Annotated in this window: 14 protein-coding genes; 11 read left to right on the top strand and 3 right to left on the bottom strand. The window is 45.5% G+C overall.

Features of this window, described 5'->3' with window-relative positions:
- Window positions 1-428 precede the first annotated feature (428 nt).
- From NE536_RS07220 to NE536_RS07230, 3 genes are read left to right on the top strand one after another with little or no spacing between them, the layout of a single operon-like run.
- Complete coding sequence (locus NE536_RS07220; RefSeq protein WP_261272274.1) at window positions 429-962, top strand: RNA polymerase sigma factor; 534 nt, start codon at window positions 429-431, stop codon at window positions 960-962.
- Window positions 962-1,546 (top strand): anti-sigma factor, encoded by a 585-nt coding sequence (locus NE536_RS07225; protein WP_261272275.1) that lies wholly within the window; start codon window positions 962-964, stop codon window positions 1,544-1,546. Before NE536_RS07220 ends, NE536_RS07225 begins: the two co-directional genes overlap by 1 nt.
- Window positions 1,543-2,499, top strand: a complete 957-nt coding sequence (locus NE536_RS07230; protein WP_106651581.1) for a DUF4097 family beta strand repeat-containing protein — start codon at window positions 1,543-1,545, stop codon at window positions 2,497-2,499. The genes NE536_RS07225 and NE536_RS07230 overlap by 4 nt, the downstream gene beginning before the upstream one ends.
- Before the next feature lie 76 nt (window positions 2,500-2,575).
- Here NE536_RS07230 and rsuA read toward each other — a convergent pair whose 3' ends face one another.
- Window positions 2,576-3,328, bottom strand: a complete 753-nt coding sequence (gene rsuA / locus NE536_RS07235; protein WP_006084084.1) for a 16S rRNA pseudouridine(516) synthase RsuA — start codon at window positions 3,326-3,328, stop codon at window positions 2,576-2,578.
- Between the two features lie 77 nt (window positions 3,329-3,405).
- Here rsuA and NE536_RS07240 point away from each other — a divergent pair, with 77 nt between their 5' ends.
- The 5 genes from NE536_RS07240 (at window position 3,406) to NE536_RS07260 (ending at window position 8,426) form a co-directional block, all read left to right on the top strand.
- Window positions 3,406-3,960, top strand: a complete 555-nt coding sequence (locus NE536_RS07240) for a sugar O-acetyltransferase (RefSeq protein WP_261272276.1) — start codon at window positions 3,406-3,408, stop codon at window positions 3,958-3,960.
- Window positions 3,961-4,222: 262 nt separating this feature from the next.
- Window positions 4,223-6,307 (top strand): M13 family metallopeptidase, encoded by a 2,085-nt coding sequence (locus tag NE536_RS07245; protein ID WP_261272277.1) that lies wholly within the window; start codon window positions 4,223-4,225, stop codon window positions 6,305-6,307.
- 220 nt (window positions 6,308-6,527) lie between these two features.
- Window positions 6,528-7,313: a RelA/SpoT domain-containing protein gene (locus NE536_RS07250; RefSeq protein WP_261272278.1), complete on the top strand. Its 786-nt coding sequence runs from the start codon at window positions 6,528-6,530 to the stop codon at window positions 7,311-7,313.
- A 174-nt stretch (window positions 7,314-7,487) separates the two neighbouring features.
- Complete coding sequence (locus NE536_RS07255) at window positions 7,488-7,895, top strand: SMI1/KNR4 family protein (protein ID WP_261272279.1); 408 nt, start codon at window positions 7,488-7,490, stop codon at window positions 7,893-7,895.
- Window positions 7,896-7,925: 30 nt separating this feature from the next.
- The gene (locus NE536_RS07260; RefSeq protein ID WP_106651586.1) at window positions 7,926-8,426 is read left to right on the top strand and encodes a DUF4447 family protein; all 501 of its coding nucleotides are present in this window, start codon (window positions 7,926-7,928) and stop codon (window positions 8,424-8,426) included.
- A 110-nt stretch (window positions 8,427-8,536) separates the two neighbouring features.
- On the opposite strand, the gene NE536_RS07265 is transcribed toward NE536_RS07260, so the two are convergent.
- Both NE536_RS07265 and NE536_RS07270 read right to left on the bottom strand, forming a co-directional pair.
- Window positions 8,537-9,169 carry a glutathione S-transferase family protein gene (locus tag NE536_RS07265; RefSeq protein WP_261272280.1) on the bottom strand — a complete coding sequence of 211 codons (633 nt, stop codon included), beginning with the start codon at window positions 9,167-9,169 and terminating at the stop codon, window positions 8,537-8,539.
- Between the two features lie 159 nt (window positions 9,170-9,328).
- A complete protein-coding gene (locus tag NE536_RS07270; protein ID WP_220591093.1) occupies window positions 9,329-11,887 on the bottom strand; it encodes a TonB-dependent receptor in 2,559 nt (852 codons plus the stop codon).
- A gap of 243 nt (window positions 11,888-12,130) precedes the next feature.
- Between NE536_RS07270 and NE536_RS07275 the strand changes: the two genes are divergently transcribed.
- The 3 genes from NE536_RS07275 (at window position 12,131) to NE536_RS07285 (ending at window position 14,713) form a co-directional block, all read left to right on the top strand.
- Window positions 12,131-12,670: a PH domain-containing protein gene (locus NE536_RS07275; RefSeq protein ID WP_261272281.1), complete on the top strand. Its 540-nt coding sequence runs from the start codon at window positions 12,131-12,133 to the stop codon at window positions 12,668-12,670.
- Window positions 12,671-12,821: 151 nt separating this feature from the next.
- Window positions 12,822-14,096 (top strand): Nramp family divalent metal transporter, encoded by a 1,275-nt coding sequence (locus NE536_RS07280; RefSeq protein WP_261272282.1) that lies wholly within the window; start codon window positions 12,822-12,824, stop codon window positions 14,094-14,096.
- 152 nt (window positions 14,097-14,248) lie between these two features.
- Window positions 14,249-14,713 carry a YehS family protein gene (locus NE536_RS07285; RefSeq protein WP_006080239.1) on the top strand — a complete coding sequence of 155 codons (465 nt, stop codon included), beginning with the start codon at window positions 14,249-14,251 and terminating at the stop codon, window positions 14,711-14,713.
- Window positions 14,714-14,755 lie beyond the last annotated feature (42 nt).

The raw sequence follows: 14,755 nt of genomic DNA on the forward strand, positions 1-14,755 counted from the left end.
CCGAATAAATAATCTATCTTAAAAAGATAGCTGGAAATTAGGCCTTTAACAGCGCAAGTGTAGCAATACATGAAAAGTTCATATCAAATACTCTGACAATTTGTGGATTTAAGCTCCCATACCGTGAGCACCTCATTATCTCTAGCTTAGTTCATCAAGATACTGTCGGCATAGTTTACAAAGTAATGCGTGTTAACCTTGGTAACGATACCGTTTAAACGCCGATAAAAACGTTAAAGTACCAATTGGTATAAAATGAATAACTTCATCAACTTAACTGTAAATTTCGCGCGGATTCTACTACAGATTACAAAAATGTTACGCTGAATAATGAATCTTAATAAAATATATTTTTTACGACTCCAAACCTTTTGCTGCATTCAGTGCGTCAAAACTACAACACTTAATAATTATGGCAGGGAATGACAGTGACAGCAGGGATACTCCCACTCAATAGCGCAATGTCTGACTTTGAACTAGCCACCTTAGCCAGCCAAGGCAACAGAGCCGCATTTAAACTGCTGTATCAAAGCCATCACCAACGTATCTATGCCCTATCACTGCGCCTTTGTGGTCATAAAACCATGGCGGAAGACATTACCCAAGAATGCTTTATTTTAGTGTGGCAGAAGTTGCCGCAATTTCGAGGTGAGAGTCGGTTTTCCACTTGGTTACACAGTATTTGTGTCAATCAAGCCTTGAGCAGTATTCGTAAACAACAATCATTTTGGGCACGATTTATCCCACTTGAAAATGAAACTGAACCTATGAGTTCAGATGAAAGTTATAGCGGATTAGACAAGTTGATTTTCAAACTGCCGCAGCGGGCTCGCATAGTCTTCGTACTCTGCGCCATTGAAGGTTATCAACACGATGAAATCGCTGACTTACTTGGCATTGCGGTCGGTACTAGCAAGACCCAATACCATAGAGCTAAGCAACTACTACAGGAGATGCTGTAATGACGTTAACGCCGCTTTCCCGTGAACAACAGCTTGAGCAACTGATCAATAGCGCCCCCAAAGAAATGTCGCCCAGCCATGATCTGTGGCAAGGCATTGAAAAGCGCATGGACAAACTGCTTATGTCGCCAACGCGCCAATCCCAGCACGGCAGACAGTGGGCAATAGCCGCCTCCTTTATCCTTCTGGTGGCATTGGGGTATACCCAATTACCCTATTTCAATCCATTAACCACGCAGCAGACAGAGCTTGCTCAGAACTCAGCTATGCCAGCGCAACCAGGGGATGCGGCCTTACAGTTATTACTCACTCAAATTGCAGCATCGCACCAAGTGCAAGTGGATAACCTAGAGCAAACAACGAATGCACTAGCTTGGCAGACCAGCAGCTTTAGCGCGCCCGTTGAGCAAGGTTTGGCTGAACTAAGACGGGCGGCAACTCAGATTTACCAAGCTTTACAAGCAAATCCAACCGATAAACAACTTTGGCAACTCTGGCTTTGGGTACAGCAGCGTGAGCTCGACCTATTACAACAGGGCCAAAAATTACCCATTAAAAACTCGACACAAGGAAATACCCTATGAGTAACCTCAATCTCACTAAAACCAGTCTATTAGTTTCGACACTCTATTTAGGTTTAATGGGCAATGTGTTTGCAGCGCAAAGCATTGATAAACAGCTTAGTATTGGCAGCGACACCCAACTGCAGATCAAAGTCCAGCGCGGCGATGTGACGATTCAAACCTGGGATAAGAGTGAAGTCAGTGTCACAGGCACACTCGATGAATTGAGTGAAGGTTTTGTGTTCGAGCAACAGGGAAACAGTCTGAATATCGAAGACAAGATGCCTCGCCACTATAATGGCAATAATGACAAGGGCTCGCAGCTCACCATTAAAGTACCAAAAACAGTAAAACTCAATGCAGACACTATTTCAGCGAATCTGCAAGTTGCCGAAGCCCAAGGTGAACTCGATTTAAATACCGTCAGTGGCGATATCAAAGCTAACAACCTCAGTGGTAAACCTGAGTTAAATACCGTCTCTGGCGATATCACAACCAAAGCACTTGATGGGAAAATCAAATTAGAAACCGTATCCGGCACGATTCAAGACACTGACAGCAAAGGGGAAATGAACTATCGCCTCGTTAGCGGCGACTTAAATAGCCAAACTCAGGCAGAAAAAGTCACGGTGGAACAAGTTTCTGGCGAAGTGAATGCTAACTTTAGCCTCGCAAAGGAAATCGTACTCAGAACCGTCAGCGGTGACTCAAAAGTATCACTGGCGAAAAACTTCAACAGAGCCAATTTAGAAAGTGTGAGCGGCGATATCATAGTGACGTTTGCCGATATGCCAGATGCCAGCTTTGACTTAGACGGTGGTCCAGGTGGCAAGATCAAAAACACCTTAACCCAAGATGAGCCTAAAAAGCAGAAATACGTGCCACGCGCCGAGTTGTCATTTCAAACAGGCTCTGGCGCAGCAAACGTGAAGATGAATACCATCAGCGGTAATCTGATTTTAAAGAAACAGTAATAATAAAAGCTTGTTAGCACAAATAAAAAATGCCGCCACAAGTCAAACTCGGGCGGCATTTTTTATATTAAACTCGTTAGACTGATGCTATCTCTTCAGCCGTCAAATATCGCCATTCACCCAGTGCTAAGGCGGGATCCAATTCAATTTGGCCGACACTTTCACGGTGCAATCCTTGCACGTGGTTGCCCACCGCAGCAAACATACGTTTCACTTGATGGTACTTACCTTCAGTGATGGTGAGTCGCACTAATTGCGGCTCAATAATCTCCAGCAATGCAGGCTTAGTTAAGCCATCTTCACCGCGCAATTCAACACCAGCAGCAAACACAGCAATCAAGCCAGCATCCACAGGGTCGGCGAGTTGCACTAAATAGCGTTTACCGCATTCTTTCTTCGGTGAAGTAATTTTATGCGACCACTGGCCGTCGGTCGTGATCAGCACTAGCCCTGTGGTGTCGGCATCTAAGCGACCGGCAATGTGCAAGGTTTCAGGCTTTGGCACATCCACTAAGCTCAATACCGATGGATAGGTTTCATCAATCGTTGAACAAATCGTATCGACCGGTTTGTTAAGCATTAAATAACGTACACCCACTAAGGCGATAGGCTCGCCCTCGAGACAAACACGCATACCTTCAGTCACTTTAAAGCCCGAGTCTTTGACGACTATGCCATCGCAAGTGATATCACCGCGATGCAGGGCTTTTTTCGCTAATGAGCGAGTCAGTGGGGTACTCTCACAGATAAATTTGTCTAAACGCACGTTAATACTCAACTTCAATAAAGAAAACTGCCATATTATGAGGCCGACCACTTCAAAGGGCAAAGAATTGCTGCTCAGCACGCGATGTGTTTCTATTTAGCCCTTACGCATTTACGACAGTCACCCTAGGGAAAGATGACATGACTGAATTCCAAAAGATGATCGCTGGCCAAGAATATGATTGCCTTGCCAGCGAACTATTAAGTTTACGAGCTCAACAGCAACGGCTGAATCGACAATTAAATCAAATAATTGACCAAGATACCCCAGAGTACAGCCAACTCTGTCAGCAGCTAATTCCCCATAAATCACCAGCCGCAACGATATCCACGCCGATTTTTATCAGTTATGGCGCCAACCTATCCCTTGCTGACAAAGTGTTTATCAATGTGAATGTCACCTTGCAGGATAATGCACCTATTTCTATTGGTGAGCAGACTATGGTCGGCCCCAATGCACAGTTTTATACCTCGAGTCACCCACTCGATGCCGAGCTGCGTTGCTCAGGTATAGAAACCGCGAAAGCAATTAGGGTCGGTAAACGGGTATGGATTGGTGGCGGCGCTATCATAATGCCAGGCGTCACTATTGGTGATGACGCCATCGTAGGCGCTGGCGCCGTAGTTACAAAAAATGTAGCCGCCAAAACCGTGGTCGCAGGTAATCCCGCGAAGCCGATCAGGCAGCTAATTTGATCGCGGGTAAAAAAGAGAAAGCTAAGTGCTCGCTTACCTGAAAAGGCTTGCATACGGTAACTTTGCCGCTAATTAGCTTAAGACTGTAATTGGTAACCTTTAGTTACATATGACTCAAGATAAATCCGCGATAAACACTGTAATGACCTTGTTTAGATTCCTAGTAAGGCATTAACATAGTTCATTGCGCCTGAAGCAATCCCATTTTGCAAAAAATAACAGCCCCAATAATGGGCACAATAATAAACTCGAAGGAAACGACATGAGAAAAGTACTCATTGGGGGACTGTGTGCCTCACTTATCGCAGGCCTGACTGCCTGTAATGACAAGCCAGCCGACGTTAAAGCACCTGAAACCGCTAAAACAGCCACCGCAGTTGCTGTAACTCAAGTACTGGGTTCTGGTATTGAATTCGCTAATTTTGATAAAGCGGTTCGTCCACAGGACGATTTCTACAAATATGTTAACGGCACTTGGTTGAAAAACACTGAGATCCCAGCCGATCGCACTAGCATTGGCGCTTTCTACGATTTACGTGAAAAATCACGTGACGATGTAAAAGCCATTATCGAAGAAGTGGCAGCAACGCCAAATCTCGCCACTGGTACAGACGAGCAAAAAGTAGCCGACTTATATCGCTCATTTATGGATACTGACACACTCAACAAACTGGGCGTGACACCAATCCAAGGTGAGTTCGATGCCATTAACGCCTTAAAAGATAAGAATGAATTGGTGAAGTACTTCGCCCACAGCCAAATCGCTGGTGCGGGTACACCTATGGCATTTTATATCGATATCGATGCGAAAAACTCTAGCCGTTACGCGACTCATCTCTATCAATATGGCCTAAGCCTACCAGAAAAAGACTACTACTTTAACGAGTCAGAACGCTTCGTTAATATCCGTAAGGCTTACCTAGCCCACATAGAAAAGATGTTTACTCTTGCGGGTCTTGCTAATCCTAAAGCCAGCGCTGAGTCTATTCTTGCCCTAGAAACAGCAATTGCCTCTAAGCATTGGGATGTGGTTGAAAACCGCGATAGCACGAAAACTTACAATCTATATCAAGTGAAAGATCTGCCAACATTGGCACCGGATATCGATTGGACTGTTTACTTAACAGCGCTGGGTGCGGATAAGCAAACCGACATCATTGTTAACCAGCCTAGCTATATCCAAGGTCTGAACGAGGTGTTAAAAACGACCGATTTAGCTACTTGGAAAACCTACATGCAATGGCAAGTGCTGACGCATGCGGCGAACTATTTGAGTGAAGCGCTGGACAACGAAAACTTCGATTTCTTCTCTAAAACCTTAAACGGTCAAGAAGAGCAAGAACCACGTTGGAAACGCGGCGTAGCCTCTGTTAACGGTATGCTGGGTGAAGTTGTCGGCAAAGTGTACGTTAAACGTCACTTTACCCCTGAAGCCAAAGACCGCATGCAAGCACTGGTGGAAAATCTTCGTGGCGCTTACGGCGACAGCATCAAAGATTTAACCTGGATGAGCGACAGCACTAAAGTGGCTGCGGCGGATAAGTTAGCAAAATTCAACCCGAAAATCGGTTACCCGAACAAGTGGGAAGATTACAGTAAGCTGAGCATTAAAGCTGACGACTTAATCGGTAACGCTACTCGTGCCAGCGAAGTTGAACATGCTAAGTCATTAGCCAAACTGGGCGCGCCAATCGACAAAGACGAATGGCACATGACCCCACAAACGGTTAACGCTTACTACAACCCAACCATGAACGAAATCGTCTTCCCTGCGGCCATTCTGCAACCACCATTCTTCAATTTGGCGGCTGACGATGCAGTCAACTACGGTGGTATTGGTGCGGTAATCGGTCACGAAATGGGCCATGGTTTTGACGACCAAGGCGCTAAGTTCGATGGCGAAGGCAACATGCGTGATTGGTGGACAGAGCAAGATTTAAAAGAGTTCTCTGCTCGCGGCCAAGCGCTGATCGCACAGTACGATGGTTACTATGTGTTTGACGACTTGCACGTCAACGGTGGTTTAACGCTAGGTGAGAACATTGGTGATTTATCAGGCGTGACTATCGCATACCGCGCCTATAAAAAATCACTCAATGGTCAAGAAGCGCCAGTCATCGATGGCTTAACGGGTGATCAACGTTTCTTCATCGGTTTCACGCAAATTTGGCGTGCAAAGGCCAAAGAAGAAGCCATGCGTAATCGCGTAGCGACCGATCCACACTCACCTGCGGAATTCCGCGCTCTGGGTGCCCTATCTAACATGCCTGAGTTCTACACCACCTATGATGTGAAACCCGGTGATGCTATGTATATCGCCCCTGAAAAACGCGTAAAAATTTGGTAAGCCTAATTTAAATCGCCGCTCGGCTGCATAAGCTGAGCAACAACAATGGCGCTCACTGTCACAGGTGGCGCCATTTTTATTTCCTTAAACCACTGAGTTATGAAAGTGACCCCATGCGCAAGATGAACAAGTCTTCATGATTGATTCAGCTTTAATTAAGCAAAAGAAGCCTATGGTGGATGTGTGACCTGTACCACTCACCCATAAGGAAGTAGGCCGCATGACTAAGTTATTTCGTACCTTTTTTATTTTTCTACTCTTATTATCGAGCCGCGCTGGTGTAGCAAATTCTCTCGACGTCAGTGACACTAAAACAGAACGTGGTAATTACAGTGCACGGCAGGCACAAAGCCACGATCTACAAGGTCTATACGCACTCAGCAGTCAGACCTTTGATGCGCCTCGTCAAGCCTCGAATGACTTATCTGTTCTCCATCACCAAGCCTATGATGCTCAGGCTGAGCTGGCTCAGTTGCTTACCCGAATTGGCCATCATTCACAGACGCAAGTGATTATTCCTCCGGTGAAAAGTTATCAAAGAGCTGCCGACAAAGTGGCGACAAAATTTAACGGTGATGCCAGTCAAATCACCGACCTTGCAAGGGCAAGTATCGTGACCGACAGCATTCAAGATCTGATGAAGGCTTATCAAACTTTGAACGAACAGACCCAAGTGGTTAAACAAAAAAACCGCTTTGCTGAACCTAAAGCCTCAGGCTATCGCGATCTCAACTTGCTGGTACGTTTACCCCAATCGGGGATGATTGCCGAGGTGCAATTACACTTGCAGGAAATCGCCGATATCAAAAGTGGCCCAGAGCACAAGGTATATGAAAAAGTGCAAAGGATTGAGGCCAATGCCCGTAAACAGCAAAGATCACTCAGTGAGTTTGAGCTGGCACAGATTGCCCAATTACGCCAAGAATCACACAAGCTGTACCACAAAGCATGGCTTAACTATAAGCGAGTCGATGAAGCCAGTTTATTAAGAGTCTCAGTCGCTTAACCCACAACCGCTTCCACTCTTGCGCTGGTCTCCTGCAAAGGTGCCAGCGCTTTTTTTATATTTTACAGCGCCTGAAAAACCATATTAAAAATCAGCTGAAAAAAGCACTCTCTCGCATCGAACGTCTTTTTAAGTATATAATCCCGCGCCATAGCCCTATCAGCAGGAAACGCCATGCACGACATCATTGAGCAACTCCAAGAACGCAGCGAAACTGTTCCTGTACCACTCGAATTACCCACATTTGAGCAGCTCGTCGAAGTTGAAGAGCAAATCCTGATTTCATTACCACGGGAGCTAAAAGAATACCTGCTGTATGCCAGTGATGTGATTTACGGCACGATAGAGCCAGTAACTGCATCGGATCCTTACTCACACACCTATCTGCCTGAGGTCACTTGTTATGCTTGGTCTATCGGTATGCCAAGGGACATGATTGCCATTTGTCAGCAAGGCGATGCTTTTTACTGTATAGACCAAGATGGCCAAGTGCATTTCTGGAAAAACGGCGTCTTTACCGATATCTATTGGGAGTCGTTCTGGGAATGGGTTGAAGAAATCTGGCTAAAGATTAAATACTAATTTTACTTTTATTGCATTGAGAACACGATTATGTCTAAAAACATTGGCTTGAATGCCATCGAAATGAGCTACTTACGCCAATCATTGAGCTTAAGTGCGGCTCAAGTTGGCACGCTAACTAACCATAGCGAAGCCGATGTATTAGCCTGGGAAAGTGGCGAACAAGCAGCACCTGAGCTGGCGCAAAAGAAACTGCTTGATATTGATGACATCATTGAGATGCAAGTGCTCAACACCTGCGATGGTATCGAAGAACTATTTAAAAAAGAACCTAAGCGTCATTTAGCTTTTGTGGTGTACCCCACTCAAGCCATTTACACTCAATACAACCCCGAATTTTTAAGTTCATTGCCTTTTACTGAGCTGTACAACACGGCAGCTTGGCGCATCAAGAAAGAGTGCAAACTGGTCCTAGAAGTCGACGTCAGCTTAATCGCACTGGACGTGGAAGCCTATAAAGCCTTCCGTGAACCGACCAAAATGAGCGAAAGCCGCGAAAGCCGTGCTAAATGGGCCGCGACTCAGCTATAAGCGTGCAAATCCAGAAGCTTAGCACTCGCATTAACAGTAAGGGCAGATATCACTATCTGCCATTTTTATATTTTCATAATGATTCTCAGATAATCAGTGACTTAGAATGATTACCCCTTAGCTGCCACCACAGCATCCATCTTCTGTAAAGCCGATTGACGCGACGGCAGCGCAGACAACCTATCGCGATAAGCGGCGAGTTTAGGTGGAATGGCTTGTTCGAACAATGTGCCCCACATTAAGGTATGGGCCAGTAAAATATCCGCCACCGAAACGTCATCACCGAGCAAGAAATCACTCTCAGGCAACATGGCTTCGGCCAATGCCGCCGCCTTATCAAACTCCCATACCGCACAAGGCATGATCTGCGGATGACGCTGCGCCTCAGGCAAGGCAAACTTATGTTTACCCAAAGTCCAAAGCGGCTGCTCAAGCTCAGTAATGATGAAGCTCACCCATTGATGGTGCAAACCCGATGCGTTACTCCCTGCGGGTGGCAACAACTTACCCTCGCCATACTTTTCTGCTAGATAAAGGCAAATCGCCGCTGATTCAGATAACACTAACTCATCATCAGTTAGCACAGGCACTTTACCGCAGGGATTTATCGCTAAAAATGCCACGCTGCGATGCTCACCTTTGGTCATATCCACAAAGGAAAAATCCCAATCAACGCCCAACTCTTCCAACACCCAAGCAACTCGTAATGCGCGACTGCGCGGTGTGCCATATAAAGTGATCATTGCAACGTCCTTTTAGTCCGGTTAATTCGTGTCCTAACGAAGATACACTGAGTTTGCGTTAGTGCAAATCTGCCCATAAAAAACGGCGCTTAATGCGCCGTTTCGATTTCACTACACTTTGATATAAAACACTGAGCAATAGAACTCGTAGGCTTGATATTAGAAGTTCATTGAGAGTTTAGTGTAGATGTAGCGACCCATTGGGTTATGTACTGATGTCACGTAACCGTAGAGGTCGGTATCACCATCACCGATAGCGAATGGTGGCTCTTCGTCAAATACGTTGTTCACGCCTAATGTCAGCTTGAACATCTCATTGAAGCGATAAGTACCTGACATGTCCACTAAAATTTGAGCATCAATTGTACGAGTTTTGTTGAAATCTTCAAACTCACCGATATAACTCAAATTTAAATTGGCGGCAAAGTTATCCATAGTCCAGTTGGTTGTCGCTAACCAACGATTCTTCGGATACTTATACTCTCCGGTATAATCGACCACTTGATGAGTATCATCTTTTTCAAAGTTATGCAGATAACTCCATTCAAGACCGAACTTAAGGTCGCCATAACTATCGAGTTCGAATCCATAATGGGTCGACACATCCATCCCCTGAACTTCTTGCGAACCTAAGTTAACAAAGCTTGAGCGGATCACATCTAGTGCGCCAAATGTTTGACCAGCTTGAGGTGCTAGGCGCACACACACAGTGCTGTTCTGATCGTTACAATTAGCGTCATAAATATCCTGCAGTAACAACTTATCAATCTTATTATCTTGAGTGATGCTGTAGATATCGAAACCAATATCGAACTTCTGGCTTGGCGCCCATATCATGCCGATATTCCAAGTCTCTGACTCCTCAGCCTTTAACTTTGGGTTACCTGCAAACTCAGTCGTTTCATCAGACAAGGTACAACCTTGACCGTCGGCTGCGCAGCGATATTTATCAATTAGGAAACTACTTTCTTCAGATGGACCCAAACCAATTTGCGCTAATGAAGGCGCACGGAACCCAGTAGACCAAGAGGCACGCGCCGTTATTTCATCACTAATACCCCATTGGAAAGCAATCTTAGGATTAGTGGTTGAACCAAAATCACTGTAGTGATCATATCGACCCGCAAGTTGCAGCTCGAAGTTATCCGTTACAGGGATAGAAAATTCAGTATACGCCGCCCATTGATCGCGATCGCCCTTAGCTGAAACAGCTTCGGTACCAAAAATCAATCCACGTTGAAATTGCTCATCCGGCTCGTCGCTGATGGCTTCTTCACGATATTCAACTCCGGCCGCCATCATGATATCGCGATCGGCAAGGGTAAATGCTTGACCTGAGATATTCGCCGCATAAGAAGTCATGGTTGACAAACCTTGGCGCACTAGACTAGTGGTAATATCATCAATGACATCTTGGGAGTTCATGGTGCCACCGAAAGGATTGTAGCGACCCGCATCGATTTCACGTTGCAAGTAATCGGTTCTGACCCAACCTTGGCTGCGGTCACCCGTTTGAGTTGACTCACTGCGCCCCTTTTGCACCGAAGCTTCCCAGTCCCAGTCTTTAACTACACCGCGTAAACCTGCAACTAAACGTAGAGTATCAGATTCAATATCCCAACGACGCGCACCCGCATCAACAGTACGGAAACGACCGATTTCAATATCTTTACCCCAAGGGTTATTTGGATGAGTTCCAGGTACGGTTAAGCCAGCTTTCTCATCAAGTGGCGTCGGCGCACCGCCCGCTTCCGATGTATTGTGCTGGGCAGCTAACTCGAGAAAAGCGGTTAAATCATCATTAAAGTGATATTCGAATTGACCAATAGCACCCACACGTTCAGCAGCAGGCACAACAAGGTTATACGGACCATAATCAAAGACACAAACTTCACCGTCTATATTACGATCGGCAGGACAAGCTGGGTCAACTGTCGGCACCCCATCCACATAAAAATATCCAGGAAAACCACGGGAAGAACGCGAATCTTCACCGCCGTAAGGACTCTGATCTGCAGTTCCAAAACGGCCTAAATCCGTTGCTGCTAAAGTATCATTTTTAAAATAGTCGAGAATGATAGAGGCACTGCCCTTATCGGATTTCATCCCCCAAACCATGTTCGCCGTAGTTTCATTGTAACCCGTACCTGAAGCATCACCGTAGCCTAGGTTGACTTCAATGCCCTCAATGTCTTTCTTCAGGACAATGTTGACCACACCCGCAATCGCATCAGAACCATAAATAGCCGAGGCACCATCCTTAAGAATATCAATACGTTCGATAGCTGAAACAGGGATATTATTGATATCCACGAAAGAATTAGTGATACCTTCAGCAAAAGCACTCGCAGCAACACGACGGCCATTAATCAAGACTAAGGTAGCATCAGGACCTAAACCACGTAGACTGATAGATGCACCGCCGTTGGCAGTTGAATCTTGGCTATTACCACGGGTAGAAAACGCACCAGCACCGTTCGCAGGCATACGTTCGAGCAATTGCTGTAGGTTATCGAACCCCATATTAGCAATATCGTCTTTGCTGATCGATTGGATCGGGGAAGGGCCTTCGATATCTGTACGTTTAATACGAGAACCCGTTACTTCAATACGTTCAACTTTTTCTGCGCCTTTATCGGCTGCATGGACTACTGTTGGCGCAAATGCTAAAGCAATCGCGATGGCACAAGCACTGGGTAGAATCTGAGGTCTGTTCATACATATCCCTTGTTTTATCTATTTTATTAAAATTATATTAACCATTAGAAAACCATAAATTAACAATACACAAGGTAATGAGTTACAAACCAAAGTCAATGGGATCACAATGAAAGTTAAACTTTTGTTACATGTTGAGACAATATGCTTTCCTTCTGCGAGAATCAAAAAAGTCTAGGCACTAGAACATTCCACTCACGTGACAAATCGTGATGCTTGAATATCAGAATTTAAGGAAGATACATGGAAGACAAGATCATTCATCGAGCAGAGTTTGCCGCTAATCTAGGTTTGTATTGGTTGCTTTCAGGGGCCGCCTATTTCAGCCTCAGCATAGCCGGTATTCCCTTGTTATTGCTTTGGTTTCCAATCGGGCTGTGGGGAACTCGCCGCTATATTCGCAATATGAGTGCTGAGCTCACCAATAATAAGTTGATCGTGCGCCGCGGAATATTAACTCGTACCGAAAATACAGTACCTTTGGACAAAATTACCGATATGGCATTGATCCAAGGTCCAATTATGCGCCTATTTGGTCTGCATAAACTCACGGTAGAAACCGCAGGGCAATCGGGAGCGGGTGCCTTGATAAGCTTAGTCGGCATAGTTGATGCGCCTCAATTTAGAACCCGCGTATTAGAACAAAAAGAGCTTCTTGCTATGCCCTTACATTCAACGAGCCCATCGGTACAACCTGATGATGCGTTATTACAAAACGTAGTCGAAATCGCAGCAAGCCTAAAACGAATTGAAGCCTTGCTCAGCCAACAATTAAATAGATAAATTAAATAAAACGACTTTCAGTTCAATCACTTTACCTTTAATGTTGAACAACTATCTTAGCGTTAGCTCAGCTTTAACTTGAGTACAGCCTTAACATAAGGGCGTGTTCGATTCCCAAGATTAATTTTCAATAGGTATTTTTGATAACGACATGACAGAATCCTCGGTAACCTCTTCTTCATCCTCTTGGATGACGCACCTGACGCTTGGCATTAAAGCTATGGGGCCAGGTGTGCTTATGGCCGCAGCGGCGATTGGCGCATCGCATTTAGTTGCCTCGACTCGGGCCGGCGCCGAATTTGGCTGGCAACTGGCTTGGGTCATTTTAGGGGTAAATTTACTTAAGTATCCCTTCTTTGCCGCTGGCGCACGTTACACCGCCGCCACAGGGGAGAGTTTACTGCACGGTTACCTCAAACAGGGCCGAGGTTATTTGCTGCTGTTTACTGGACTGAATGTGATTGCCGCCGTCGCGAGCACTGCGGGTGTTTGCATGCTCACCGCCGCTATGTTGACCCAATTTATTCCGCTTCCCATCGATTGGTTAGCCCTGCTGGTATTGCTGAGCTCATTGGCTTTGCTGATCTTAGGTCATTATCAACTACTCGATAGACTCACTAAGATCATCATGTTCGCCTTAACGCTAACGACCTTAATTGCCGTGGCCTTAGCTTGGGATCATGCTCAGCCATTAGCGAGCAATTTTGTTTCTCCCTCACCTTGGCAATGGGCCCATGTGGGATTCCTAGTCGCCATGATGGGCTGGATGCCGGCACCGATTGAAGTGAGCGCTTGGAATTCCCTCTGGTTGCTCGAAAAACAAAAAAGCCAGACAGTCACAAAAGCGCAAGCGCTGCTCGACTTTAATTTAGGCTACATCATCACCGCGATCCTCGCGATCGTGTTTCTGTCCTTGGGCGCCTTAGTGATGCACGGCAGTGGTGAGCACTTTTCTGATTCAGGCGCACAATTTGCTAATCAATTGATCAACCTTTACAGCCAAGTGATGGGTGGTGAAAGTCGTTATCTTATTGGGATTGTGGCTTTTCTCTGTATTTTTAGCACCACAGTAACCGTTATCGATGGCTACAGCCGCACCTTAGATATGGGCTGGCAGTTACTCACCTCAAAGGCCAGTTCAGACAAACGCCTCACTGGGATCATGCTCGCCATCAGTGCCTTTGGTTTATTGCTAATCCTCTTCTTTAAAGGCGCACTGTTACCGCTGCTTGAGTTTGTGATGATCTTGGCCTTTATGACCACAGTCATTTTTGCTTGGTTAAACTACCGCTTAATGACCAGCAAACAGCTCCCCGAAGCCGATAGATACGGCTCTAAGATGAAGCTACTCTCTTGGTTTGGCCTAAGTTATCTACTGATTTTCGCGGCGCTGTTTATTTATTGGTACAACGTCATTAAAGGTTGATTGCTAAGATGGCATGGCAGCAATTTATGTCAGAGTCATAAATTGCATTTGCTACGCTGCGTTAAATTCCTGCGAAATTCTGCTTTTGAGGCGGTTTGGGTATATAATACCGCCTCTTAAACCAGACAGCGCAGCCGCGCCAAGAGATGACCATGATTAATAATGATATTTTGCGCCGTTTGCGCTTCGTGTTTGATTTCAACAATGCCAAAATGATTAAAATTTTTGCCAAAGCTGGAAGAGAAGTGCCAACAGAAGAGATCATTGCTCTGCTGCACAAAGAAGAGGAAGAAGGTTACAAAGCCTGTAATGACACCACTTTATGTCAGTTCCTAGACGGCCTTATCATCGAAAAGCGTGGCCTACGTGAAGGTGCAGAAATCCCAGCGCCAGTATCGCGTTTAAACAATAACTTAATCTTCAAAAAGCTCAGAGTGGCACTCGAAATGCGTGAAGAAGACATAGTTGCAGCCTTGGCTCTAGCCGAAGTGCAAATGTCAAAATCAGAACTGAGCGCACTGTTCCGCAATCCGGATCATAAGAATTTTAAAGAGTGCGGCGATCAAATCCTGCGTAACTTTATTCGCGGCTTATCACTTAAGTATCGCGGTGAATAACGCAACACATCAGTTTTTCATATCAAACGCAGCTTAGGCTGC

Source organism: Shewanella septentrionalis (assembly GCF_025370265.1).
GTDB classification, from domain to species: domain Bacteria; phylum Pseudomonadota; class Gammaproteobacteria; order Enterobacterales; family Shewanellaceae; genus Shewanella; species Shewanella hafniensis.